Source organism: Cytobacillus sp. QJM3NY_8 (assembly GCF_056173585.1).
This window is the reverse complement of record NZ_CM149681.1, coordinates 3,590,361-3,616,489: the sequence shown is the minus strand read 5'-3', so window position 1 is coordinate 3,616,489 and position 26,129 is coordinate 3,590,361. Positions and strand designations below refer to the sequence as shown.

The 26,129-nt window shown below is 42.0% G+C and carries 22 protein-coding genes, 3 rRNA genes, 2 pseudogenes and 1 riboswitch; of the genes and pseudogenes, 18 read left to right on the top strand and 9 right to left on the bottom strand.

Annotated elements, in window-relative coordinates; genetic code table 11:
• Positions 1–39 precede the first annotated feature (39 nt).
• Positions 40–545: pseudogene (locus AC0VZ9_RS18595) on the top strand (metallophosphoesterase family protein).
• A gap of 8 nt (positions 546–553) precedes the next feature.
• Here AC0VZ9_RS18595 and AC0VZ9_RS18590 read toward each other — a convergent pair.
• Positions 554–1,396: a GNAT family N-acetyltransferase gene (locus AC0VZ9_RS18590; RefSeq protein ID WP_252245203.1), complete on the bottom strand. Its 843-nt coding sequence runs from the start codon at positions 1,394–1,396 to the stop codon at positions 554–556.
• Between the two features lie 156 nt (positions 1,397–1,552).
• Here AC0VZ9_RS18590 and AC0VZ9_RS18585 point away from each other — a divergent pair, with 156 nt between their 5' ends.
• On the top strand, positions 1,553–1,951 hold the full coding sequence (locus AC0VZ9_RS18585; RefSeq protein ID WP_034296422.1) for a hypothetical protein: 399 nt from the start codon (positions 1,553–1,555) through the stop codon (positions 1,949–1,951).
• 28 nt (positions 1,952–1,979) lie between these two features.
• On the opposite strand, the gene AC0VZ9_RS18580 is transcribed toward AC0VZ9_RS18585, so the two are convergent.
• Positions 1,980–2,273, bottom strand: coding sequence for a DUF6509 family protein (locus AC0VZ9_RS18580; protein WP_026041546.1), 294 nt, complete (start codon positions 2,271–2,273; stop codon positions 1,980–1,982).
• A gap of 275 nt (positions 2,274–2,548) precedes the next feature.
• On the opposite strand from AC0VZ9_RS18580, the gene AC0VZ9_RS18575 reads away from it, so the two are divergent.
• Positions 2,549–2,758: a cold-shock protein gene (locus AC0VZ9_RS18575; protein WP_009332501.1), complete on the top strand. Its 210-nt coding sequence runs from the start codon at positions 2,549–2,551 to the stop codon at positions 2,756–2,758.
• Positions 2,759–2,838: 80 nt separating this feature from the next.
• Here the strand turns inward: AC0VZ9_RS18575 and AC0VZ9_RS18570 are convergent, their stop codons facing one another.
• Positions 2,839–2,958, bottom strand: coding sequence for a DUF3898 domain-containing protein (locus AC0VZ9_RS18570; RefSeq protein WP_353057316.1), 120 nt, complete (start codon positions 2,956–2,958; stop codon positions 2,839–2,841).
• A gap of 51 nt (positions 2,959–3,009) precedes the next feature.
• The gene (locus AC0VZ9_RS18565; RefSeq protein ID WP_251264306.1) at positions 3,010–3,198 is read right to left on the bottom strand and encodes a hypothetical protein; all 189 of its coding nucleotides are present in this window, start codon (positions 3,196–3,198) and stop codon (positions 3,010–3,012) included.
• Between the two features lie 251 nt (positions 3,199–3,449).
• On the opposite strand from AC0VZ9_RS18565, the gene AC0VZ9_RS18560 reads away from it, so the two are divergent.
• The 5 genes from AC0VZ9_RS18560 (at position 3,450) to AC0VZ9_RS18540 (ending at position 11,103) form a co-directional block, all read left to right on the top strand.
• Positions 3,450–4,277 (top strand): hypothetical protein, encoded by an 828-nt coding sequence (locus AC0VZ9_RS18560; protein WP_475396607.1) that lies wholly within the window; start codon positions 3,450–3,452, stop codon positions 4,275–4,277.
• A 303-nt stretch (positions 4,278–4,580) separates the two neighbouring features.
• Positions 4,581–6,130: ribosomal RNA gene (locus AC0VZ9_RS18555) — 16S ribosomal RNA — on the top strand.
• 307 nt (positions 6,131–6,437) lie between these two features.
• Positions 6,438–9,373, top strand: a 23S ribosomal RNA gene (locus AC0VZ9_RS18550).
• A gap of 136 nt (positions 9,374–9,509) precedes the next feature.
• Positions 9,510–9,626, top strand: a 5S ribosomal RNA gene (rrf, locus tag AC0VZ9_RS18545).
• The 16S, 23S and 5S rRNA genes sit together here, the layout of an rRNA operon.
• A gap of 118 nt (positions 9,627–9,744) precedes the next feature.
• Positions 9,745–11,103, top strand: coding sequence for an IS1182 family transposase (locus tag AC0VZ9_RS18540; RefSeq protein ID WP_251266574.1), 1,359 nt, complete (start codon positions 9,745–9,747; stop codon positions 11,101–11,103).
• A gap of 532 nt (positions 11,104–11,635) precedes the next feature.
• Here the strand turns inward: AC0VZ9_RS18540 and AC0VZ9_RS18535 are convergent.
• Positions 11,636–12,260 (bottom strand): annotated as a pseudogene (locus AC0VZ9_RS18535) (LysE family transporter).
• Positions 12,261–12,500: 240 nt separating this feature from the next.
• Here AC0VZ9_RS18535 and AC0VZ9_RS18530 point away from each other — a divergent pair.
• Positions 12,501–12,680 (top strand): H-type small acid-soluble spore protein, encoded by a 180-nt coding sequence (locus AC0VZ9_RS18530; RefSeq protein ID WP_009336786.1) that lies wholly within the window; start codon positions 12,501–12,503, stop codon positions 12,678–12,680.
• A gap of 37 nt (positions 12,681–12,717) precedes the next feature.
• Here the strand turns inward: AC0VZ9_RS18530 and AC0VZ9_RS18525 are convergent, their stop codons facing one another.
• On the bottom strand, positions 12,718–12,867 hold the full coding sequence (locus AC0VZ9_RS18525; protein ID WP_009336785.1) for a hypothetical protein: 150 nt from the start codon (positions 12,865–12,867) through the stop codon (positions 12,718–12,720).
• Positions 12,868–13,033: 166 nt separating this feature from the next.
• Here AC0VZ9_RS18525 and AC0VZ9_RS18520 point away from each other — a divergent pair, with 166 nt between their 5' ends.
• The 6 genes from AC0VZ9_RS18520 (at position 13,034) to AC0VZ9_RS18495 (ending at position 20,204) form a co-directional block, all read left to right on the top strand.
• A complete protein-coding gene (locus tag AC0VZ9_RS18520; RefSeq protein WP_019380472.1) occupies positions 13,034–13,375 on the top strand; it encodes a metal-sensitive transcriptional regulator in 342 nt (113 codons plus the stop codon).
• A gap of 17 nt (positions 13,376–13,392) precedes the next feature.
• Entirely contained in the window at positions 13,393–13,599 is a 207-nt protein-coding gene (gene copZ, locus AC0VZ9_RS18515; RefSeq protein ID WP_009336783.1) for a copper chaperone CopZ, read from the top strand.
• A 150-nt stretch (positions 13,600–13,749) separates the two neighbouring features.
• Entirely contained in the window at positions 13,750–16,173 is a 2,424-nt protein-coding gene (locus AC0VZ9_RS18510) for a heavy metal translocating P-type ATPase (protein WP_475396606.1), read from the top strand.
• Positions 16,174–16,348: 175 nt separating this feature from the next.
• Positions 16,349–16,477, top strand: a complete 129-nt coding sequence (locus AC0VZ9_RS18505) for a hypothetical protein (RefSeq protein WP_256815313.1) — start codon at positions 16,349–16,351, stop codon at positions 16,475–16,477.
• A gap of 127 nt (positions 16,478–16,604) precedes the next feature.
• Positions 16,605–16,798, top strand: a riboswitch (cobalamin riboswitch).
• 134 nt (positions 16,799–16,932) lie between these two features.
• Positions 16,933–19,155: a ribonucleoside-diphosphate reductase subunit alpha gene (locus AC0VZ9_RS18500; RefSeq protein WP_009336780.1), complete on the top strand. Its 2,223-nt coding sequence runs from the start codon at positions 16,933–16,935 to the stop codon at positions 19,153–19,155.
• Positions 19,156–19,166: 11 nt separating this feature from the next.
• Positions 19,167–20,204, top strand: coding sequence for a ribonucleotide-diphosphate reductase subunit beta (locus AC0VZ9_RS18495; protein ID WP_475396605.1), 1,038 nt, complete (start codon positions 19,167–19,169; stop codon positions 20,202–20,204).
• A 53-nt stretch (positions 20,205–20,257) separates the two neighbouring features.
• Here the strand turns inward: AC0VZ9_RS18495 and bioB are convergent, their stop codons facing one another.
• The 3 genes from bioB to AC0VZ9_RS18480 form a co-directional block, all read right to left on the bottom strand.
• A complete protein-coding gene (gene bioB, locus AC0VZ9_RS18490; protein ID WP_475396604.1) occupies positions 20,258–21,250 on the bottom strand; it encodes a biotin synthase BioB in 993 nt (330 codons plus the stop codon).
• A 24-nt stretch (positions 21,251–21,274) separates the two neighbouring features.
• On the bottom strand, positions 21,275–21,871 hold the full coding sequence (locus AC0VZ9_RS18485) for a biotin transporter BioY (RefSeq protein WP_019380468.1): 597 nt from the start codon (positions 21,869–21,871) through the stop codon (positions 21,275–21,277).
• Positions 21,872–22,103: 232 nt separating this feature from the next.
• Positions 22,104–23,480 (bottom strand): M28 family metallopeptidase, encoded by a 1,377-nt coding sequence (locus AC0VZ9_RS18480; RefSeq protein WP_475396603.1) that lies wholly within the window; start codon positions 23,478–23,480, stop codon positions 22,104–22,106.
• 269 nt (positions 23,481–23,749) lie between these two features.
• On the opposite strand from AC0VZ9_RS18480, the gene AC0VZ9_RS18475 reads away from it, so the two are divergent.
• The 3 genes from AC0VZ9_RS18475 (at position 23,750) to pfkB (ending at position 26,128) form a co-directional block, all read left to right on the top strand.
• A complete protein-coding gene (locus AC0VZ9_RS18475) occupies positions 23,750–24,025 on the top strand; it encodes a DUF2188 domain-containing protein (RefSeq protein ID WP_009333454.1) in 276 nt (91 codons plus the stop codon).
• A 424-nt stretch (positions 24,026–24,449) separates the two neighbouring features.
• Complete coding sequence (locus tag AC0VZ9_RS18470; RefSeq protein ID WP_009333455.1) at positions 24,450–25,202, top strand: DeoR/GlpR family DNA-binding transcription regulator; 753 nt, start codon at positions 24,450–24,452, stop codon at positions 25,200–25,202.
• Positions 25,199–26,128 carry a 1-phosphofructokinase gene (pfkB, locus tag AC0VZ9_RS18465; protein ID WP_019380464.1) on the top strand — a complete coding sequence of 310 codons (930 nt, stop codon included), beginning with the start codon at positions 25,199–25,201 and terminating at the stop codon, positions 26,126–26,128. Before AC0VZ9_RS18470 ends, pfkB begins: the two co-directional genes overlap by 4 nt.
• The last annotated feature ends 1 nt before the right edge of the window (position 26,129 follow it).

Genomic DNA, 26,129 nt, shown 5'->3' with positions numbered 1-26,129 from the left:
TTTTGGGGTAAAATAGGGTATAAAAGTAAGAAGGAAGGAATGATAGTGATTAAAATCCTTATTCTGTCTGATACCCACATGCCAAAGAAGTCAAAACAGCTCCCTGATATACTTCTGAATGAACTTCTCAGCTGTGAATTAATTATTCATGCAGGTGATTGGCAGAGCGTCGAACTGTATTATGAATTAAAACAATATGCACCTGTTGAGGGGGTATATGGAAATACCGACAGTGATGAAATTTGCTCCATTCTTAAGAAAAGAGTACTGCTTAAAATAGAAGGTTTTAAAATTGGGGTTGTCCATGGACATGGAAAGGGAAAAACAACTGAAAAAAGAAGTATAGAAGCATTTGATAAGGAAAATGTTGATGCTATTATATTTGGGCATTCACATATACCGATAAAGAACTCCATAATGGAATAATACTGTTTAATCCCGGGTCTCCGACAGATAAGCGCAGGCAGCCGAACTATTCGTTCGGCACCCTGGAAATTTCAGATGAGATGACATTCAATCATGTTTATTTTGATTCAAAGGAATAAAACGTGTTTCAAACCTTGAGTGTGTTCAGATCATATTCGTAATAATCTTGAGTGCCGTATGGTTCAAAGCCGCATGATTTGTACAATGAAAGTGCATGGTCATTTTCTGCAGCTACTTCTAGATGCACCCAGCTAACTCCCTTGCTGTGCTGCAGATTAACAACATTTGTAAGAGCGCCCCTGCCGATTCCTTTCCCCTGAAAAGAAGGATCGACAGCAAAGCCGTAAATCCACGCAGCATCTTTTTCTGTTTGAATTCTGATTTTGCCGGCTTTTTGGCTTTTGTATTCAATGATAAAAGTCCTCTCATTTTTGCAGGCAAAGATTTTTTTATTAAAAACCTCTGCTTCGTCTTTGGGGATATCAAAGCATGCAGTATCCAGATGATTAATGAATGCAAGGTCACTGCTCACTGCTTGCCGCATAGTTACTTCAGAATTTGCTGTTCCGATTTTTTTGCTTTTATGGCGCTTCATTTGATACTCGGAGAATGAATAGGTGCAGGGTAATGATTTAATATAACCTTCTGCTGATTGGGAAGAGGCTGGAGCATTAATAAGTAATTTGCGTGCTTGGGCCAATTGTTTTACTGCCTCATTGAACAAGCTGGAAAAGATGCCTTTTCGTCTATGATTAGGATGAACCATTCCGCATAATTCAACCGGACCTCCGAAATTATATAGAGCAAGGTAACCTAATAAATTCCCGCTATTATCATAATGGAAATAGTCATTTTCCTCGTCGGCCCTTGACTTCAAGGTATCCCAATTTAATTTTAATTTGATATTGCCCGTTTCTTCGCAAATTTGCTGTAGAGAATGAATATCGTTTAATTGTTTTTTTGTCAGCACTCAGGCGGCCTCCTAGATAAAAGAAATAATAAACCAATATTATAAGAAAACGGTTCATGCGAATAGTCCTAAATTTCAATCTATTAGCTTTGGATTGAAATTATGTAAATAAATATAGCAATATGTTAGGATTGTATGGAAAAAGGGGGAGAATCAATGAAGAATTTCACAGTGATGTTCCATAAGGAAGATAATATACAGCCGATGGCTGTTCAAAAATTAAATGAAAATGACTTTGAAGTATACACAGAAGGCGGCACAAGGCATTTATTTGAATTGAACTCTAATATTGGCTATTTTATATTTTTTGATGCTATTGATAAGGAAGGTAAGGAGTCTTACCTGGTTCTTCAATATGAAGGGGAGTCGGAAGAACCCAGTGCATGCTTTGCTTTTGAATTAAAAGATTTCTATCAATTCACCGCTCTTTATCTGAATGACCTTGATTTTAATGAAGGAAATAATGTGGATAGGGAAGAAGAAGCTTATACACCGATACAGCATTTGGCACATTTAATGTATCACATTATTGAAGAGGGTAAAAAAATTCAGTGATAAAATAAAAGAGCAGGTTCTCCTGCTCTTACTCTTGTGCTTGAGAAAGGTTCTCTCTGCAGAAAGCAGAAACTTTCTTTTCTTCCACTTCATCCAAAGCGAAATCCAATATGTTTCCTGAATGACTTTCGACAAAATGATAATTAAGAATCCTCTCATCTTCTCCATTTTTATAATAAAGGACCCTTAACTTAATGCCATTCTCTGAATATAATTCATCGTCTTCATCTACATCGATATCTAAAAAGTATTCATAGCGGTCACCCGTTAAAATGCCGGTAGGATCCTGTATGTACTCAACAGTATAACTTGTAATATCCATGGTCTTCACCCTTTCTTTCGCTGCTGTACATGTCATTATACACTTTTCCCAGATTGGTTTAATAGTATTTATCAATTTTTTGCCGTGTTTCTAAGGCTGCTGTGTAAGTTTAGAACTTTTTGACAGCGCCCTTTAAATATGTTATACTAATTTTAGTTAAAAGAATATAATATTGCCCATAAACACTTGTTATATAGAGCCAGTGGTTCGTCACTTTATATAGCAAGTGATTTTTATTTTGGGTAAGGGTCTTACTCTTTGGGAGGTGCCTGATTATGGCAATGGGATTTGGCAGAAAAAATTTGGAAGAAATCAAGGTTGAAGAAGTGAAAATCTGGGAGTGTACATCTGAGTCTTGCAACTGCTGGGTAAGGGACAATTTCAAAAGCAGCCAGGTACCTATTTGTCCGATTTGCAAAAGTGAAATGGCAGAAACGACTAAAGAATTGCAAGTCGTTAACAATAACAGCATCTTTTCTAAATAATTGTAAGGGCGATGACATCGCCCTTTATTTTTTTGCTGATTTTTTCTATTACGATTGCAAGCTCATCAGATCTTAGAAATTCAATAGTGGAAAGCTTTTTTAAACTTAATACTTCCAGATTCAATAAGCAGTACATAACGTCCATTTACTTTGGCTATAGGAATCGTTTCCCTGAAATCTGAAGGAGCCCGATCACGGATACGTTGTCCATCCTTTAACTTAAGCTCAATCTATGGAGAATGTTCGATAATTTATACGGAAGCTTCAATTACCTGGTCTGTTGAATCTCCCTTTTTGGACTGGCTGCCCAAATTTCCATGCTGCTTTCCGATTGTTCTCTTCTTCGCTATCAGACTGGAATGCTCTTCTATATGTTCTTGTACCACCGAGTCGTTTGCAATTTTAACAATTTCCGGCAGAGCTCTTTGCAAGCTCACCATCCTAAAAATCCTTTATTGCACTATTCTCTATTTCTCTGAATCGGGAGTCTGAAAGTGTTTAGAGTACTATCGGCATTTTCCCCTTTCCCTCGACCTGTACAACAAAAAATGACAAATAACTAATTTCAAAATCCATACTTTCCCCTTTTTCTTCATCTTTAACTTTATAATAAATCCTTCGTTCAATGTTGAGTATATGTTTTTCCATGATGAACAAAATAATGGAAACGCGCTAAACTGGATGTGGAAGAATGTCAAATTTGCTTTGGTTTCTTGGATTAGTGCTTATCAGCATAGGTCTTATTTATATAACTTATATTAGAACTGAATTTCGGCATAATCTGGCGGTTTATTTCTTTGTTATGGGACTTTCTTTTTTAATGGAATACATTGTATTAATTTTAGGTGACGCATACTCCTATTACCCGAAATTATTTTCTATCCAGTGGTATGATGATGTTTTTGGCTCCAGTATATCTCAGGCTTTTTTTATTCCTAGTGTACTAATGGCAATAGCTGCTTTTAGAATTCGCTTCAGATGGATTGCTTTCATAATCGCCGCGATATACGGAATAGAAGAGCTGTTTCTCTGGCTGGGCATCTATCAGCACAATTGGTGGAAATCTTGGTTTACCACGATTATCTTGTTTGCTTCAGTTTTTATTATAAAATGGTGGAGGAATAGAGTTGAAGATCCCACTTTTTTTATACAGTTTATAACCGTTTATATGGCCATCACCACAATTTTTCAGGGTATATCTTTTGGTTTGACGTCTATCCTGGGAACCCATCAGTATAACATTGGGTGGTTTGTATCACCTTATCAGGACCATATAGCTTTCAGTGTTCTGGTTTGGATTATCTATGCACTGCTGCTGACCATTATCATAATAAAATATTTTCGATTTAAATGGTTGGCCTTGATATTTTTTGCCGATTTAGCTTTTCAGTGCTTTATGGTGAAAATGGGCATTCTAGAAATAAGCACTTTTTGGAATCCTATTTACTTCAGTATGATACTTATGCTATTGCTGATGCTAATCAGGAAATTAAATAACTATATGTTTCCGTCAATCTGAAATCCATACTTTAAGAATTGTTATCTGATGATCCAAAGAAAAAACTGGAATAAAATACCACGAATAAAGCGTTGACCTGAAGCACTGGCGGTGCTATTATTTAAGAACAGCTTTCACAAAATAACTGATTGAAAATTTTTTTAAAATGTTGTTGACGATGAAGGTTGTAAGTGATATGATATAAAAGTTGCTTTAAGAGATGGCAACTTGAAAGATTGATCTTTGAAAACTGAACGAACAAAAACGTCAACGTTAATTCTTTAGTCTTTTTTGAAAAGACAACTTATGAGCTTAATCAACTCTTATATGGAGAGTTTGATCCTGGCTCAGGACGAACGCTGGCGGCGTGCCTAATACATGCAAGTCGAGCGGACAGATGGGAGCTTGCTCCCTGAAGTCAGCGGCGGACGGGTGAGTAACACGTGGGCAACCTGCCTGTAAGACTGGGATAACTCCGGGAAACCGGGGCTAATACCGGATAATTCTTTCCCTCACATGAGGGAAAGCTGAAAGATGGTTTCGGCTATCACTTACAGATGGGCCCGCGGCGCATTAGCTAGTTGGTGAGGTAACGGCTCACCAAGGCAACGATGCGTAGCCGACCTGAGAGGGTGATCGGCCACACTGGGACTGAGACACGGCCCAGACTCCTACGGGAGGCAGCAGTAGGGAATCTTCCGCAATGGACGAAAGTCTGACGGAGCAACGCCGCGTGAGTGATGAAGGTTTTCGGATCGTAAAACTCTGTTGTTAGGGAAGAACAAGTACCGGAGTAACTGCCGGTACCTTGACGGTACCTAACCAGAAAGCCACGGCTAACTACGTGCCAGCAGCCGCGGTAATACGTAGGTGGCAAGCGTTGTCCGGAATTATTGGGCGTAAAGCGCGCGCAGGCGGTTCCTTAAGTCTGATGTGAAAGCCCCCGGCTCAACCGGGGAGGGTCATTGGAAACTGGGGAACTTGAGTGCAGAAGAGAAGAGTGGAATTCCACGTGTAGCGGTGAAATGCGTAGAGATGTGGAGGAACACCAGTGGCGAAGGCGACTCTTTGGTCTGTAACTGACGCTGAGGCGCGAAAGCGTGGGGAGCAAACAGGATTAGATACCCTGGTAGTCCACGCCGTAAACGATGAGTGCTAAGTGTTAGAGGGTTTCCGCCCTTTAGTGCTGCAGCAAACGCATTAAGCACTCCGCCTGGGGAGTACGGCCGCAAGGCTGAAACTCAAAGGAATTGACGGGGGCCCGCACAAGCGGTGGAGCATGTGGTTTAATTCGAAGCAACGCGAAGAACCTTACCAGGTCTTGACATCTCCTGACAACCATAGAGATAGGGCGTTCCCCTTCGGGGGACAGGATGACAGGTGGTGCATGGTTGTCGTCAGCTCGTGTCGTGAGATGTTGGGTTAAGTCCCGCAACGAGCGCAACCCTTGATCTTAGTTGCCAGCATTCAGTTGGGCACTCTAAGGTGACTGCCGGTGACAAACCGGAGGAAGGTGGGGATGACGTCAAATCATCATGCCCCTTATGACCTGGGCTACACACGTGCTACAATGGATGGTACAAAGGGCTGCGAGACCGCGAGGTTAAGCGAATCCCATAAAACCATTCTCAGTTCGGATTGCAGGCTGCAACTCGCCTGCATGAAGCCGGAATCGCTAGTAATCGCGGATCAGCATGCCGCGGTGAATACGTTCCCGGGCCTTGTACACACCGCCCGTCACACCACGAGAGTTTGTAACACCCGAAGTCGGTGGGGTAACCTTTTGGAGCCAGCCGCCTAAGGTGGGACAGATGATTGGGGTGAAGTCGTAACAAGGTAGCCGTATCGGAAGGTGCGGCTGGATCACCTCCTTTCTAAGGATATTTACATGAAACGTGACGTGTTTTGTTCGTTCAGTTTTGAGAGTTCAATCTCTCAATGAAAGATTCGTTCTTTGAAAACTAGATAATGTTAATGAAGAAGCAATAACCGAGTAATCGCCATCTTAGTTTTTTTCTCTTATTTTTGTTTTAAAACGAAGTAAGAGCACAAACCATGAGGACGATGAGCGGCAAGGAGATCAAGGAAGCGACCGAGTGAGCACCGGAGCGTACTTCAGTACGTGAGGAGCGGAGCGAGAGAGCTGACGCAGAGATCCGCAGTCGATCAGCGGCCGAAGTAGGTTAAGTTAGAAAGGGCGCACGGTGAATGCCTTGGCACTAGGAGCCGATGAAGGACGGTACTAACACCGATATGCTTCGGGGAGCTGTAAGTAAGCTTTGATCCGGAGATTTCCGAATGGGGAAACCCCCTATCCGTAATGGGATAGGATCTTTACCTGAATACATAGGGTATAGAAGGCAGACCCGGGGAACTGAAACATCTAAGTACCCGGAGGAAGAGAAAGCAAACGCGATTCCCTGAGTAGCGGCGAGCGAAACGGGATTAGCCCAAACCAAGAGGCTTGCCTCTTGGGGTTGTAGGACACTCTACACGGAGTTACAAAGGAACGAGGTAAATGAACAGGTCTGGAAAGGCCGGCCAGAGAAGGTAAAAGCCCTGTAGTTGAAACTTCGTTCCCTCCAGAGTGGATCCTGAGTACGGCGGGACACGAGAAATCCCGTCGGAAGCAGGGAGGACCATCTCCCAAGGCTAAATACTCCCTAGTGACCGATAGTGAACCAGTACCGTGAGGGAAAGGTGAAAAGCACCCCGGAAGGGGAGTGAAAGAGATCCTGAAACCGTGTGCCTACAAGTAGTTAGAGCCCGTTAATGGGTGATAGCGTGCCTTTTGTAGAATGAACCGGCGAGTTACGATTACATGCGAGGTTAAGTTGATGAGACGGAGCCGCAGCGAAAGCGAGTCTGAATAGGGCGAATGAGTATGTGGTCGTAGACCCGAAACCAGGTGATCTACCCATGTCCAGGGTGAAGTCCAGGTAACACTGGATGGAGGCCCGAACCCACGCACGTTGAAAAGTGCGGGGATGAGGTGTGGGTAGCGGAGAAATTCCAATCGAACTTGGAGATAGCTGGTTCTCTCCGAAATAGCTTTAGGGCTAGCCTCATGTAGTAAGAGTCTTGGAGGTAGAGCACTGTTTGGACTAGGGGCCCCCATCGGGTTACCGAATTCAGACAAACTCCGAATGCCAAAGACTTATCCATGGGAGTCAGACTGCGAGTGATAAGATCCGTAGTCAAGAGGGAAACAGCCCAGACCACCAGCTAAGGTCCCAAAGTATACGTTAAGTGGAAAAGGATGTGGAGTTGCTTAGACAACCAGGATGTTGGCTTAGAAGCAGCCACCATTTAAAGAGTGCGTAATAGCTCACTGGTCGAGTGACTCCGCGCCGAAAATGTACCGGGGCTAAACGTATCACCGAAGCTGTGGATTGACATCTTACGATGTCAGTGGTAGGAGAGCGTTCTAAGGGCGTTGAAGCGGGATCGCAAGGACCCGTGGAGCGCTTAGAAGTGAGAATGCCGGTATGAGTAGCGAAAGATGGGTGAGAATCCCATCCACCGAATGCCTAAGGTTTCCTGAGGAAGGCTCGTCCGCTCAGGGTTAGTCGGGACCTAAGCCGAGGCTGAAAAGCGTAGGCGATGGACAACAGGTTGATATTCCTGTACCACCTCTTTACCGTTTGAGCAATGGGGGGACGCAGGAGGATAGGGTAAGCGCGCTGCTGGATTAGCGCGTCCAAGCAGTTAGGCCGGTAACGAGGCAAATCCCGTTACCATACAGGCTGAGCTGTGACGGCGAGGGAAATTTAGTACCGAAGTTCCTGATTCCACACTGCCAAGAAAAGCCTCTAGCGAGGGAAAAGGTGCCCGTACCGCAAACCGACACAGGTAGGCGAGGAGAGAATCCTAAGGTGAGCGAGAGAACTCTCGTTAAGGAACTCGGCAAAATGACCCCGTAACTTCGGGAGAAGGGGTGCTCATTAGGGTGAATAGCCCTGATGAGCCGCAGTGAATAGGCCCAGGCGACTGTTTAGCAAAAACACAGGTCTCTGCGAAGCCGCAAGGCGAAGTATAGGGGCTGACGCCTGCCCGGTGCTGGAAGGTTAAGAGGAGAGGTTAGCGCAAGCGAAGCTTTGAATCGAAGCCCCAGTAAACGGCGGCCGTAACTATAACGGTCCTAAGGTAGCGAAATTCCTTGTCGGGTAAGTTCCGACCCGCACGAAAGGCGTAACGATCTGGGCACTGTCTCAACGAGAGACTCGGTGAAATTATAGTACCTGTGAAGATGCAGGTTACCCGCGACAGGACGGAAAGACCCCGTGGAGCTTTACTGTAGCCTGATATTGAATTTTGGTACAGCTTGTACAGGATAGGTAGGAGCCTGAGAAGCCGGAGCGCCAGCTTCGGTGGAGGCGTCGGTGGGATACTACCCTGGCTGTATTGAAATTCTAACCCGCGCCCCTTATCGGGGCGGGAGACAGTGTCAGGTGGGCAGTTTGACTGGGGCGGTCGCCTCCTAAAAAGTAACGGAGGCGCCCAAAGGTTCCCTCAGAATGGTTGGAAATCATTCGCAGAGTGTAAAGGCACAAGGGAGCTTGACTGCGAGACCTACAAGTCGAGCAGGGACGAAAGTCGGGCTTAGTGATCCGGTGGTTCCGCATGGAAGGGCCATCGCTCAACGGATAAAAGCTACCCCGGGGATAACAGGCTTATCTCCCCCAAGAGTCCACATCGACGGGGAGGTTTGGCACCTCGATGTCGGCTCATCGCATCCTGGGGCTGTAGTCGGTCCCAAGGGTTGGGCTGTTCGCCCATTAAAGCGGTACGCGAGCTGGGTTCAGAACGTCGTGAGACAGTTCGGTCCCTATCCGTCGTGGGCGCAGGAAATTTGAGAGGAGCTGTCCTTAGTACGAGAGGACCGGGATGGACGCACCGCTGGTGTACCAGTTGTCTTGCCAAAGGCATCGCTGGGTAGCTATGTGCGGAAGGGATAAGTGCTGAAAGCATCTAAGCATGAAGCCCCCCTCGAGATGAGATTTCCCATAGCGTCAAGCTAGTAAGATCCCTGAAAGATGATCAGGTTGATAGGTCAGAGGTGGAAGCGTGGCGACATGTGGAGCTGACTGATACTAATCGATCGAGGACTTAACCAAAACGAAAAGCGGAGGCGACTGTCAACTTCGAGAGAAGTTAGGAGCCGAAGCTAGACAAGTCATTGGTGAATACTCGGCAAATGCTTCTTCATACATTATCTAGTTTTGAGGGAACGAAGTTTCTTCAATTACATAGTCCGGTGGCGATAGCGAGAAGGTCACACCCGTTCCCATACCGAACACGGAAGTTAAGCTTCTCAGCGCCGATGGTAGTTGGGGGCTGTCCCCCTGTGAGAGTAGGACGCTGCCGGGCATATGAAAGAGCACCTGAAGGGTGCTCTCAGACTGTCGACAAACTCGATGAAAATCGTGCTTGTCTGCAGTCTTTTTTATTTTAAAATAGAAGTAATACAAAGCTTGAGGTGATTTAAATGCTTTCAAAACATAATCCAATTCAACGGGATCAAATTGAAATGGTTGCTTTAGACGAACTTGTACCGGCGGACCATTTGGTCCGCAAAATTGAAGCGGCGATTAATTTCTCATTCATCTATGACTTGGTAAAAGATAAGTATTCAGAAAAAGGCCGCCCAAGTATTGACCCTGTAATATTAATTAAACTCACATTTATTCAATATACCTTCGGTATTCGCTCCATGCGTCAAACAATTGAAGAATTGAAAACGAATATGGCTTATCGATGGTTTTTAGGATATGGCTTTCACGATAAAGTTCCTCACTTCTCAACTTTCGGTAAAAATTATGAGCGCCGATTTAAAGACAGCGATCTCTTTGAACAAATATTTTACCGAATCTTAAAAACCGCAGCTGAAAAGAATTTAATTAGTGCTGAACACGTTTTTGTAGATTCTACTCATGTAAAAGCGAGTGCAAATAAACGCAAATTTGAAAAGAAAGTTGTTCGAAAAGAAACCCGTGCTTATCAAGAACGCCTTCAAGAGGAGATTAACCAAGACCGCGAGGATCATGGAAAAAAGCCGTTTCCACCAGATAAGTTTGATAAAGAAGAATACAAAGAAATCAAGGAAAGTACAACAGATCCAGAGAGTGGCTACTATGTAAAAGATGAGCGTACAAAACAGTTCGCTTATTCTTTCCATGCGGCCGCAGACCGCAACGGCTTCGTGTTAGGCGCAATTGTAACCCCTGGTAACACGCATGATAGTCATATTTTAGAGCCATTGGTAGAACAAGTCATTGAGAAAGTTAGTAAACCAAAAGCTGTTGCGGCAGACGCAGCCTATAAAACACCTGCTATCACGAGCTACTTATTGAAAAACGACATCACACCTGCTTTACCTTACACACGACCTCGCACAAAAGAGGGTTTCTTCAGAAAACATGAGTATGTTTATGATGAGCATTTTGACTGTTACATTTGCCCAACTGGTGAGATATTAAAATATACTACAACTACAAAGGAAGGGTATCGTCAATATAAATCAGATCCTCGAATTTGTGCTGGATGCCCTTTCTTGTCTCAATGCACACAGAGTCAAGCACATCAAAAACTGATTCAACGTCATGTGTGGGAGGAACATGTGGAAGAAGCAGATCATCTTCGCCACCATCAAGACGTCAAACCGATCTATGAAAAACGCAAAGAAACAATTGAACGAGTATTCGCAGATGCAAAAGAAAAGCATGGCATGCGTTGGACAACCCTCAGGGGACTTAAAAAAATGTCGATGCAGGCGATGCTTACTTTCGCTGCCATGAATTTGAAGAAAATGGCCAACTGGACTTGGCAAGGTCCAGAAATGGCCTAAATGATAACCTCGGAGAGGTCTGCAATTCTCTGTAATTACTTGAAGTCCTACAAAAAATCAAAAGGAGTTCGGAATGAGACTATTCCGAACTCTTTTTGTCTACAAACTGAGAGCACCTGAAGGGTGCTCTTTTTTTGTATGTTTGGATGATTTTCAGTTTATGCTTCACTTTGGCACATATATGCGTCACTTTCATTCGTATAAGCGCCAGAAATGAATTATATATGCTTCACTCCTATTTAACTTCCTGTTTTATGTGTTAAATTTGTTCTCAGCAAAGAAGTATTGTGCCAAATGTGAGATAAACACCAAAACATGTAAGATAAAAATGAAAACCAGTTAGGTCAACTCTTAGACATGCTAAATAAAACTTAATTCATGTCAGATAAATCCCCAAACTTGACAGACAACCATATTAACTGTAATGCAGCTTCAAAGAATTCATACCTTTGGCCATCCTGCAGCTCAGATTGATATTTCAGCACGTAATTATCTGTTTTTCTCCCCCTTGTCTGAATGTATGGAATATGTATTACAACAAAAGTTTATAAGCCTGTATCCCAAAATAAACCCCAAAGCCAATCAGCGATAAGCCAGATAATATGGAAATTAAAGCGAGAATTTTTCCGGTTAAAAATCTTCTAAAGCTGCTGGCGACGGCAGCCATCGTTATGTCCCAGAGGAGAAGCCCAGTGAAAATTGCACCGCTGTATAAAATGACATGAGCCTTGTCATACTCGGCTGCTGTTTTGGCCAGAATGGAACCATAGATGCCAAGCCAAAACAGTATAGTTAAAGGATTTGACAAAGACATGAGAAAACCCGACATAAAGGATTTAATTTTAGATTCATCTTTGGTTCTATAGCTTGAAACGACTTTGCCGGCACTTGTCAGGGTTTCAACTCCTGTGTATACAAGGACGAAAAATCCAAAGCACCATAAGAATGCTTTCATGAATGGTATCTCAAGAAAGTGTACAACCCCCAAATAAACAGCCCCCATATATATGGCATCTGCTGTCATAGCTCCCAGCCCCACCAGCCAGGCATGGAAAAACCCATTTTTTATTCCTTTATCCAACTGTGCAGCATTGATTGGACCGATTGGCGGCTGCAAGCGACAGACCCAAGAAAACATAGCTTAGAAAAATGCTCATAAGTGTACAGCTCCTAACTCCAAAACCTATTTGTACAAAGTGTATTCAGTGTATTGGAAGGATAGGACAACTTTTAATCCAGAGCAAGTTATGAACAGCAGATTTTAATCAGATGCCATAGTCCATATAGACCTTGATCAAAAATCGAAGGCTTACTCACTTCACTTTTTGACAAAGCAAAGCATAAATTTCTCGACCATGCAAAAAATAAAATGAAAAATGCAGAGGAGAGTGTTACTTATGGATGCAAAACGTGTGAAGCAAATTCTTTCATCATCAGCAGATATCGAAGTAAAATACAATGGTGCTTCTGTGTGGATCGACAAGCTGAATGAGGATGGAAGAACAGCTACGGTACATTTGCGCGGTCCACTTGAAGAAAGATCCGAGGTGGAAATTGGAGAACTGACAGAATTGTAAAGATGATCTTAAGCCGCCATGTTGGCGGCTTTTAACTCTATATTTCCTGATTGGACTCAGTTTGTGTACGTTCATTTAAATATTGATTCTCAGCAGAAGCAAAATTTACTGACTGCAGGCTGATATCTTTATCGATCCCATATAAATCTTTGCCCGTGTCTTCTGGATTTTTATGCTTTCTTTCCACATTAGCTGCCTCCTTTAATAAAGTGTTTCCGTTAGTATAAACAGAGATTTTAAATATCATGAAAGGGAAATTGTACATAAAAATCCGTAATTTATTTCATTTTGAGCACAGGCCTTTACATAGGATACCGGGGTATAATATAATAAATATAAAGGAGGCTGATCAAATGGCTTTTGAATTGGAAAATGAGGATTTATTGTCTGAAAGCTGCTGTTCGATCGAATCGGAACGAAAAAGTCATCACTCAGAAAAAGTTAAAAAGAATTTGACAACCCGTTTAAATCGGATTGAAGGTCAAATACGCGGAATAAAAGGACTAATTGACAGAGACGTGTATTGTGACGATATAATAACACAAATTTCTGCAACCCAGTCCGCTTTGAATAGCGTAGCGAAGCTTTTGCTCGAAGGCCATTTGAAAAGCTGTGTAGTTGAAAGAATCCATGAAGGCGATCAAGAAGTGCTTGATGAATTTTTAGTCACTATTCAAAAACTAATGAAAAAATAATTGGAGGTTTAAATATTATGGAAAATGTCACTTTAAAAGTTAGCGGAATGTCATGCGGACATTGTGTAAAAGCGGTAGAAGGCAGTGTCGGCAAACTAAATGGTGTTGATAAAGTAGCAGTTGACCTTGATAATGGCCAGGTGCAGGTTCAATTTGACTCATCAGCAGTTACACTTGGGCAAATCAAAGAAACAATTGATGATCAAGGCTATGATGTAGAGTAATAGGATCGGGAAAGAACGTGTGAACAAAATACACGTTCTCTTTTTTTAGTAAATAAAGTAATTTGTCTGGATTTATTTGGTTAACATATAGGGTAGATGGGTATAGTATACAAATTGTGAGGAACATCGTTTAATAAAGGAGTGGGAGTTATGGTTGATGCAGCCCTTAAAGAGGTTCACCTTCCAATATCAGGCATGACATGTGCTGCCTGTTCGTCTCGAATTGAGAAAGGATTAAATAAGCTGGACGGCGTCCAAGAAGCAAGTGTCAATCTTGCTTTAGAAAAAGCAGCAATTAAATATAATCCTGAAGTAACTTCTGTCGAAGCTTTTGAGAAAAAAATTGAGGATTTAGGTTATTCGGTCGTATCTGAGAAAGCAGAGTTCGAATTGCTGGGCATGACTTGCGCTGCTTGCTCTGGAAGGATTGAAAAGGGACTTAATAAGCTTCCAGGCGTCAAACAAGCTGTAGTCAATCTGGCTCTTGAAACGGGCACTGTGGAATATAATCCTGAACAAATCTCCATTCAGGACATGATAAAGAAAGTGGAGAATCTAGGGTATCAGGCGAAAGTGAAAATGGATAAAGACCAGGATATCGAGGGATATCGGGAAAAGGAAATTGAGAAACAAAAAGGCAAGTTTATTTTTTCTTTAATTCTTTCCATCCCTTTATTCTGGTCCATGGTTGGACATTTCGAGTTTACATCATTTATTTATGTTCCCGATATGTTTATGAATCCGTGGGTACAGCTGGCTCTTGCAGCACCGATACAATTTTTCATAGGAAAGCAATTTTATGTCGGGGCATATAAGGCATTAAAAAATAAGAGCGCCAATATGGATGTGCTGGTTGCACTCGGAACTTCTGCTGCTTTTTTCTATAGCTTATACCAATCAATTTTATCAATTGGCAGCAATGCACATACGGTGGAACTTTATTACGAAACAAGTGCTATCCTTATAACATTAATAATCTTAGGCAAGCTGTTTGAAGCCCGGGCTAAGGGACGTTCTTCTGAAGCAATCAAAAAGCTTATGGGGCTGCAGGCAAAAACAGCAACTGTCTTAAGGGAAGGGGAAGAAATTGAAATTTCCCTTGAAGAAGTCATTGCTGGGGAAATCATATATGTAAAGCCAGGTGAAAAAGTTCCAGTTGATGGTGAGATTATCGAAGGACAGTCTGCTTTAGATGAATCCATGCTGACAGGGGAAAGTGTACCTGTTGATAAAACAGCAGGAGATACAGTTATTGGGTCCACCATTAATAAAAATGGCTTCCTGAAAATTAAAGCCACTAAAGTCGGCAAAGATACAGCATTGTCACAGATTATTAAAGTGGTTGAAGAAGCGCAAGGTTCAAAAGCCCCTATACAGCGAATGGCAGACAGAATCTCTGGGATATTCGTTCCCATTGTAGTGGCCATAGCAGTGGTTACATTCCTGGTGTGGTATATATGGGTAAGTCCTGGAAATTTTGCAGAAGCACTCGAAAAATTGATTGCTGTCCTGGTAATTGCATGTCCATGTGCTCTAGGTCTGGCGACGCCAACCTCTATAATGGCCGGCTCAGGCCGGGCAGCGGAATATGGGGTTCTCTTCAAAGGCGGAGAGCACCTGGAGCTCACGCACGAAATCACTGCAGTCGTTCTTGATAAAACTGGAACAGTTACACATGGCAAACCGGTATTAACAGATGTGATTATAGAACACAACGTTGAAGAAAAAACATTTCTCCAGCTTGTAGGGTCAGCGGAGAAACAGTCTGAGCATCCATTGGCTGAAGCGATAGTAAAGGGAATAAAGGATAAAGGAATCATGCTATTTAATCCAGTTGAATTTGAAGCTATTCCGGGGTATGGAATAAAAGCGAGAGTGGATGGAAAAGATCTCCTGATAGGTACAAGAAGATTAATGGACAAATACGACGTTAATGTCCAGTCAGCCAAACTTGATATGGAAAAACTGGAGGAAAATGGAAAAACGGCAATGCTTGTCGCGGTTGATGGCAAATATGCAGGTATCGTGGCAGTTGCGGATACAATAAAGGAAACATCCAGAGATGCAATCAAACGCTTAAGGAAACTGGGCATTGAAGTCATTATGATTACGGGAGATAACAAACGTACGGCTCAGGCAATAGCTGATGAAGTGGGCATAGACTCTGCAATTGCAGAGGTTCTACCTGAAGGCAAGGCAGAAGAAGTAAAAAAACTTCAGAACCAGGGAAAAAAAGTAGCTATGGTCGGCGATGGCATAAACGATGCACCTGCACTTGCTGTAGCTGATATTGGTATGGCGATCGGAACCGGTACAGACGTTGCGATGGAAGCAGCTGATATTACGCTAATGAGAGGGGATTTAAATAGTATTGCAGACGCCATCCTAATGAGCAAAAAAACCATAAGGAATATAAAACAAAATCTTTTCTGGGCATTTGCATACAATACCCTTGGCATCCCAGTAGCTGCATTAGGGTTCCTTGCACCTTGGCTTGCCGGCGCCGCAATGGCGTTCAGCTCCGTATCTGTCGTTTTAAACGCACTTCGTTTACAAAGAGTAAAAATAAAGTGAAACTTCAATCAGCGGGAATTCTTTTTCTCTGCTGATTGTTAGTTGAACAAATCGGGCCTCAATGGGCAGTTGACCCACTCATCCTCCATGGACTCCTCTGAGCCCTGTAGTGGGGTCATACTGTCCGTTAGACTGCGATAAATGAAAAAACGTTTAATTAAAAGGAGCAGATAAAATGAAAAAATGGGCAGGTGCAGCGATTGCGTATCTCGTTCTTGTAATGGCAGGGTATGCTGTATATGATTCATTTTGGGCTACCCCTGAGCCGGTATCTCATGATATTGAAATGGAAAATCATGAGTGAGAAATAAAGAACAGAGGGAATATCCCCCTGTTCTTTTTCGTCCATTAACGATTAAAAATTTGTAATCTATTTCTCCATATGATAGAATCATCTACAATATATAGTATATATTAAAAAGAATAAAAACTACATATAGATCGTGATTGGTGTCCTATGAGGACTTAATAGGGAATTCGGTGTAGAACCGAAGCTGTCCCCGCAACTGTAAGTGCAGACGAAAAGAGCATGCCACTGTACAAAACGCTTTATGGCGTTTGTATGGGAAGGGCTTTAAGTAGAGTGAAGCACAAGCCAGGAGACCTGCCAGGGCGATCGAAAGTTTCATATCTTCGGGGATTGAGATGATGAAACGATCGCGTAATGGCCGTTTATTCATCTTCTTCCAGCTATTATACTATCGTTTGATCCGCTCATTTTCCGGGCGGATTTTTATTTTGCCTTTAGGAGGAAGTAAGATGGTCCAAACCATACAACCGATAGAAATTTTAGAAGAACTTAAGACAGAATTTCCACAGCTCGGCATAGAGCACCTATTAAAAAGGTATGAAGAAATGAGCCAGCTGGGAGCGGAAGCAATGTATGACCAGTTTATACTGGATTGTTTATCTTTTATAAGTATTGATGAGCCTGATTGGACTTTTGCCGCGTCACGTCTGCTTCTTAAGAAGCTCTATACTGAGTCAGGAAAAAATAGAGAATGCCAGCCGGATGATTGCTACAAACATTTTTATACGTTAATTGAACGGCTGACGGCTTTAGGAATTTATGACCAGGATTTATTAGATGTGTATTCAAAGGATGAGATAAATGAACTTGCCCAATTCATAAAGAAAGAAAATGACCGCTTATTTACATATTTGGGGTTGAAAATGCTGGCTGACCGATATCTTGCCAGGGACAAACAGAAAAATCTTTATGAGCTTCCACAGGAACGGTTCATGATCATCAGCATGGTGCTGATGAAAAGGGAGCCGAAGGGTAAGCGGCTTGAACTCATTAAAGAAGCTTACTGGGCAATGAGTGGTTTGTATATGACTGTTGCCACGCCAACACTCGCTAATGCAGGGAAAAACTGGGGACAGCTTTCAAGCTGTTTCATTGAGACTGTTGATGACAGTCTTGATTCTATATATGACAGCAATACCGATATTGCATCACTGTCTAAAAATGGCGGGGGAATCGGAGTATATTTAGGGAAGATCCGCAGCAGAGGAAGTGATATTAAAGGATTTAAGGGGGCATCTTCAGGTGTGATTCCCTGGATGAAGCAGCTGAATAACACAGCAGTCAGTGTTGATCAGCTTGGACAGAGGCAGGGTGCTATAAGCGTCTATCTGGATGTCTGGCATAAAGATATCTTCTCGTTTCTTGATGCAAAGCTTAATAATGGAGATGAACGGCAACGGACACATGATTTATTCACAGGTGTCTGCATTCCGGATTTGTTTATGGAAAAAGTGGAAAGCCGGGGATATTGGTATTTATTTGATCCCCATGAAGTCCGCAAGGTAATGGGCTTTTCACTGGAGGATTTTTATGATGAAGGTGAAGGCGAAGGTTCATTCCGCCAGAAATATAAAGAGTGTATAGATAACCCGAATCTATCAAGGGAAAAAGTGCCTGCCATCGATATAATGAAATCCATCATGAGAAGCCAGCTTGAAACAGGGACACCATTTATGTTTTACCGGGATGAAGTAAATCGGAAAAATGCCAATTCACATTGCGGAATGATTTATTGTACAAACCTGTGCACTGAGATTGTACAAAACCAAAGTGTTACAAAGAGGGTTGAAGAATATACAAGGGATGGGAGAATTATTATCGAAAAACATCCAGGAGACTTCGTTGTCTGCAATCTTTCATCCATCAATCTTGCAAGGGCCATAAGTGAGGGAGTACTTGAAAGGCTTGTGCCAATTCAGGTGCGAATGCTTGATAATGTCATTGATATTAATAGTATTCCGGTGCCTCAGGGCCAGATCACAAACCAGAAGTACCGTGCGATTGGACTGGGGACTTTTGGATGGCACCACCTTCTTGCACTGAAAAAAATCACATGGGAAAGCGAAGAAGCAGAAAAATTCGCTGACATTCTATATGAGCAAATTGCTTTTTTAGCGATAAAAAGTTCTATGGATCTGGCTAAAGAAAAAGGAAGCTATTCAGCCTTTAAAGGTTCTGATTGGGAAACGGGTGCTTACTTTGAAAAGAGGGGATATCTGGAGGCAGAGTCAGACATGGACTGGGCTGCATTGAGCAAAGAGGTAAGTGAAAACGGTGTTCGAAATGCCTATTTGCTGGCGGTTGCACCTAATGCATCAACTGCTTTAATTGCAGGAAGCACTCCAAGTATTGATCCTATATTCAACAAGCAGTACTCCGAAGAGAAAAAGGATTATCGGATCCCTGTGACAGCTCCCGATATTAACAGTGAGACCATTTGGTATTACAAATCTGCCTATCATATTAACCAGGAGTGGAGCATCAGGCAGAATGCAAACAGACAAAAACATATAGATCAAGCTATTTCATTTAATTTCTATATACCGAACCATATTAAAGCAATCGATCTTTTAAATCTGCATCTTTCAGCATGGAAGAAAAAATTAAAAACAACGTATTATATCCGATCAACTTCATCTGAGATTGAAGACTGTGAATCTTGCTCAAGCTAAAGGAGGACGTTATGAATACTCTAGAAAAACGGCCAATTATTAATCAATCGGCGCCAAACAAATCAACATCAATCATCAATGGGGAATGCTCCAATATTCTTAATTGGGATGATGTACGCTTCTCCTGGGCCTATCCAAAGTATAAAAAAATGCTCGCTAACTTTTGGACGCCTTTTGAAATAAACATGTCACAGGACATTAAGCAATTTCCGGAATTAACGAAAAGTGAACAAGAGGCATTTTTGAAAATTATTGGCCTGCTTGCATTGCTCGACAGTATCCAGACGGATTATGCCGGAAAAGTTGCTGATTATATTACCGACTCAAGCATATCGGCACTCATGATCATACTTGCACAGCAGGAGGTGATTCATAATCACTCATATTCGTATGTTCTATCAAGCCTTGTTCCCAAACAAAAACAGGATGAGGTTTTTGAATTCTGGCGTACAGAACCTATATTAGCTGAAAGAAATGAATTTGTTGTGAACGGATATAAAGATTTTGCTGAGAATCCAAGTGCAGAGAACCTGCTTAAATCTATTGTGTTTGATGTCGTTCTGGAGGGGCTTTTCTTTTATTCAGGCTTTGCATTCTTTTATCACCTGGCCAGAAATCAGAAAATGGTAGCCACCTCAACGATGATTAATTACATCAACCGGGATGAACAAATTCATGTAGATTTGTTTGTTAAAATTTTTAAAGAAATTCTGCAGGAAAATCCGGAACTTAATACTAATGAATTAAGTAATTTCGTCCAGGAGACTTTTAAAAGAGCTGCTGAACTGGAGATTGAATGGGCCCGCGATGTGATCGGCAGCAAAACAGAAGGCATCCTGCTGTCTGACGTTGAAGCTTATATCAAATTTTATGCCAATATCCGCTGCAATCAGCTGGGATATGAACGGCCGTTTGAAGGCTACCGGACCAATCCGCTCCGCTGGATAGTAGCTTATGAGCAGGTTGACCATGGGAAGTCCGATTTCTTTGAACAAAAATCGCGGCAATATACAAAAGTTCAAATTGATAATGGCTTTGATGAATTATAAACCTTATCCGGATATAAAAAAAAAGATTCTGCTGTTGCGCAGAATCTTTTTTTTCATGAGAATACTGGTTCCCTAGATACAAAATCAATCTCAAAACCCAGATCCTTCAGCATTTGGTGATCCGCTGTGCTTTCCTGACCTGCTGTGGTTAAGTAATCTCCTACGAAAATAGAATTAGCAGGATAAAGCCCGAGCGGCTGAAGGCTCCTAAGATTCACCTCTCTGCCTCCGGATATTCTGATTTCCTTTGATGGATTGATAAAACGCATCAGGCAAAGCACCTTCAGACAATAGCGGGGATTCAAATCATCTGTCCCTTCTAAGGGCGTCCCATCAATTGCATGCAAAAAGTTAACCGGGATTGAGTCGGCATCCAGGGCTTTTAGGCTTTTGGCCATCGCTACGACGTCTTCCCTGGTTTCTTTCATGCCAATAATTACCCCGGAACACGGTGAAATACCTGCGTCCTTTATTAATTGGACCGTATTGACTCTGTCACGGTATGTATGGGAGGTAGTGATGCTCTCATGATGATTTTCAGAAGTGTTAATATTGTGATTATAGCGGTCGACCCCAGCCTCCTTGAGCTTATCAGCCTGATCAGGCTTTAGAAGCCCGAGACAGGCGCAGACCTTCATGTTATAGTTATCCTTAATTTCTTTAACCGCTGAAATTACTTCATTTAGCTCCCTATTGCTCGGACCTCTTCCGCTTGCAACGATGCAATAGGTTCCAACATTTAGCTGATGTGCCTGTTTTGCACCCTGGATGATAGATTCCTTATCCATCATCCTGTATTTTTCAATAGGTGCTGTTGAGATGCTGGATTGTGAGCAATAGCCGCAGTTTTCAGGACATAGGCCTGATTTGGTATTAATAATCATATTTAATTTAACATGATTCCCATAATGATGATGGCGGATTTTATAGGCGCTGTGCAATAGATTCAGCAGCTCTTCATCTGGACAATTTAAAACATCCATTGCCTCCGAGTCTGTAAGTTCATGTCCTTCCAGTACGTCAAGTGCTAACTGTTGGAAATTCATATGTATCCTCCTTAGTAAAATTGTTTATGCTGCTCGGTTCATTTTTCTGAACTGACTGCTTGCAAATACTCTATGCTCCAGACGATGGGCCATTAACCCGGCAAAAACAGAGAGAATTATGTCTTTTGGAAGGGGGACCGCCATCCACAGCCATGCCAAATGATAGGTAAATCCCTCAGGTGCTGTAAACCAAAGTTTATAGGCCATATACATCCAATTCGTCCCAAAAACATAATTGATCACCATTCCGATTAAAGCTGCAGTAATATACACCGGAACAGATTTTTTCTTTTCTATCAATTTGCCGGTGACATAGGCTGTTACTATAAACGATAAGATAAAACCGAAAGTGGGGCTTAATAAGGAAGCAAAACCGCCGCCGAATTTTGAAAATACAGGGGCGCCTGCAAGCCCGGCAAAAGCATAGACAGCCATAGTAATAGCCCCTAATCGGCTACCTAAAATAGCCCCTGCCAGAATGGCAAAAAAAGTCTGCAAAGTAATAGGCACTCCCCCAATAACTAAAAATGGGACAAATGAAGTGATATTTGCTCCAACCGCCATTAGGCCAACAAACATGCCAGCCAATGTTAAATCAATCGTTCTTAAACCTGTCTTCATAAAATGCCTCCTGATAGATTTGTATTTATACAATTTAGAATAATAGCAGCAAACGTTTATTGTCAACTTAATTTTATAATAGGTTAACATATATATTTGGTTAAGGTGTGTAAACGTATGGTATGGCATATTGAATGGAGGTTAGGGAGAGAAGAAATCGGGGTTAGGCATGGAGTTTCTTTTTTGCTAATAAACCAGCCGCCGGCAATTGGCCAGCGGCTGGATAAAAGCATTAATTATTGCCTTGTGTTTTTTTTCGGACAACATCAAAAAGTCCGGAACCGATGATATCAAGTGCTGATTGCATTCTTTCTGCAGAGATATTATCTTCGATAGTATCCTGCGGTGTATGATAGACTTTTTCAATATGGTAAACAAGCGGATCCCAGCTGTCTATGCCCATCCAGATAAAAAGGGCCGCAGGAATGCCGGCATTATGGAAAGGAACATGGTCACTCGATCCGAATTTGCCTGGGAGAATATCCGAATTGCCCAAGCGTGCCCCAGCATGACCAGTTGAAGAAGTTACAATGTTTTGGCTGCCGTCTGGTGTCATGGCATATAGGTTTGTAGCCTTTTCATAATTTGTAGCAACCATATCAGGAACAAAAACAGCTTCTATTTGATCTTTTTGTGTCTCTGTTAACTGATCTACATAATATCTTGCTCCTAAAAGTCCGCGTTCCTCAGATCCAAATGCAATGAATTTAAGGGTTTTGTCTGTATTGTATCCTTTATAAACTCTGGCAAGTTCAAGCATTAACCCTACACCGGAAGCATTATCATTCGCACCTGGAGCACCCACCACACTATCATGATGGGCACCTAGTATCACCTCTTTTGTATCTTCATCTTTTGATTTAGCTTCCTTGGTTGCAATTACATTTACCGATTTAAGATCCTTATAATGTTTTGCTGACAGGGAGAGCTCAACTGCACCTTGCTCCATTTGTTCCTTGAGCCATTCTCCATGAATATAGGAAGCCCCAAAAACCGGGATATCATATTCCGATGTAAGGTTAGGATTAAAAGTTTGTCCGTAATTGCCGCGGCTTCCAACAAGGCTTTGGAGAATCACACCAGCTGCCCCTGCCTCAACTGCTTTGGCTACCTGCTCTCGGTATCCGGCTGTAGTATCTGCTCGAGCCAGAAGAACTATTTTACCTTCGGCTCCCTGGAAATTCTCATTTTCCACAAAGATGACTTCTGCATGAACTGGCGTATCGCTGATTGCTCCGTTTGGTGCAGCGCCCATTTCCCATACCGTCCCATCTTCAAATGCTGCACTGCCTATGAATTGATCTGCTACTGGAAAGTATTGAAATTCAACATCATAGCCATAACTTTTGAGTGTATTGGCAATATACTCTGCCGATTTTTTTTCATTTTCTAATCCGCCGGGTCTTGTCCCGATTTCTTCCGATAGATACCTCACGTGTTCGATAGCACGTTCAGCATTTACTCTGGCAATAATCTTCTGATCTTGCGAGTGGGATGAATTTCCATTTTCATTACTTAGCGGGGCAGCATACCCGATTGTGCCAAAAGCTAAAGAAGCTGCTAGAGCCGCTGCTAATATCTTGTGAGATTTTCGACTATTTCTTGACATAATACCCTCCTGAAATTTAGTGGTTTTTCGATTCCCTAACGATTCCTAGTTTAGTAGAAAATGGTATTTTTTGAATAGAGTACTAATTCCTATGGGGTAAGCCTATTTTTGCGACACTATGTGTCAAATTTATATAATAAAAGACAAAATCTATTGGGAAATTATTACTGTTTATGGCGAGAGACTTTGTGTTTTTTTACTCCCTAAAAGGGTAAAGTGATAGTACTCATCGATAGATGAAAGTTCATTTATATAAAGGAGGTATAAACATGGCAAATCGTAAAAGCAACATTCACAGTGATGAACAGGAACAATATTTTAAGGACAGAGCAGGTACAGATGAAGCAAGATTCCATGTAGTACCGCACGATGAGGAAGGATGGGCAGTCAAAAAGGAAGGGCAAAACGAGCCTGAGTATACTGCAGAGTCACAGTCAGAAGCGGTGGAGAAAGCGAAGAGCATGGCAGAAGAAGCGGGGACAATGGCAATACTGCATAATGAAGATGGAAAAATAGAAGATCTGGTAAATTATGAAGATAAATAATCGGTCTTATAGAAGGGCACTGCCATTGAGCAGTGCTCTTTTCCTGTTCTGGAAGGCTAATGGAAAGAGATTCTATTTCCAAAACAAAAAAATTCCGCTTTCAAAAAGAAAGCGGATCAAAAAAGAGACCTTGGAACGAGTTAATTCTTAAATTAAAACAATATATAGTATCTGTGGTTGAACAAGAAACTATATATTGTTATTTTTGATTCTAGCATAATCAGACGGATAGAGCAAACTATTATTTTAATATATTTAAAATATTCTACTATTTTAATAATTATTGAGTTAATAATCGTAAAACAATCAAAAACATTCGATATTTGAACGTTTTTGATTGTTTTTGAATGAAAATGATTGATTTTTGCAATCGGTTTCAGTATGATGTAATCAAGAGGAGCAACACATTCCAGGGGGTGATGTTTTGTTAACACCAGAGCGCCACAAATTGATTCTGCAGCTTTTAAAAGAAAAAGGTGTAGTGAAAATTCAGGATCTCGTTGATATGACAGAAACATCGGAATCAACAATCAGAAGGGACCTGACTCAGCTTGAGGAAGGAAAATACTTAAAAAGGATACATGGAGGGGCTGCCAGGCTTCAGGGAAAGCTCCAGGAACCCAGCATGTCTGAAAAATCCGCCAGAAACCTTCAGCAAAAGCGCCAAATCGCCCAATATGCTGCAAGTCTTGTTGAAGAAGGTGATTCCATCTATCTGGATGCAGGCTCGACAGTTACTGAAATGATTCCTTTCTTGCCTGCAAAAGAAATTGTAGTTGTAACGAACGGATTAATGCATATCAACGCATTGCTGGAACGAAATATAAAAACGTTTTTAATTGGCGGTTTTGCCAAGAGCCAGACAAAAGCCATCATTGGCAGGGGGGCATTGGAAAGCCTCGAAAATTATCGATTTGATAAATGTTTTATGGGGGTTAATGGCATCCATCCTCAATTCGGATACACCACACCGGATCAGGATGAGGCCATGATTAAGCAAATGGCCATTTCGCTTTCAAGGGAGGCATTCGTGCTTGCCGATGATACGAAGTTTTCAGAAATCGCATTTGCCAAGATTGCCGATTTGCATACAGCAGCAATTATTACTAATGAACTGAATGAGGATCAGCAAGAGCCTTATATCAGCAAAACTACAATAAAGGTCGTGACAGCATGATACACACATTGACGCTAAATCCGTCAGTGGACTACATCTTAGAATTGGATGAGATAATAGTCGGCGGTCTTAACCGCATGCAGCATGATACAAAGTTCCCTGGAGGAAAAGGGATAAATGTTTCCAGAGTGCTGAACAGAATGGATGTTAAAAGCAAGGCCCTTGGCTTTGCAGGCGGATTTACAGGAGAGTATATTGTTGATTGCTTAAACAAGGAGAATATTCAAACTGACTTTGTCCAAGTTGCTGGTGACACAAGAATCAATGTAAAGATCAAGACAAAGACGGAAACAGAAATCAATGCCAAAGGGCCGGCCATTTCAGGAAGGAATTTCGAGGATCTGAAAAATAAGATCCGCAGCCTATCAGAAGAAGATTTGCTTGTTCTGGCTGGCAGCATTCCATCTACATTGCCGGAATCAACTTATGAAGAGCTGGTAAGAATTTGTTTAGAAAACGGGACGGCTTTTGTGGTGGATGCAGAGGGAGAATTACTGAAAAAGGTCCTTCCATACAAACCGTTTTTAATAAAGCCTAATCACCATGAATTAGGTGATTTATTCAAGACAGAATTTACTTCCGCAAAAGAAGTTATCCCATATGGACAGAAACTTGTAGAAATGGGCGCACAGAATGTAATTGTTTCATTAGCCGGCAAGGGAGCAGTCTTGATTTCTGATGAAGCAGCGTATATTTCAAGCGTTCCAAATGGGGAAGTGAAAAGTTCTGTAGGTGCAGGAGATTCCATGGTAGCCGGATTTCTTGCAGCTTATGAAAAAAACAAAAATATAGAAAAGGCTTTTCAATACAGTGTTGCTTCCGGAAGCGCTACGGCTTTTTCACTTGGTCTTTGCACAAAGGAAAAAGCAGAGGAATTGCTTTCTCAGGTTTCGATTGAAAAGGTCAGCCTAAAAGGGGAGATTTAGG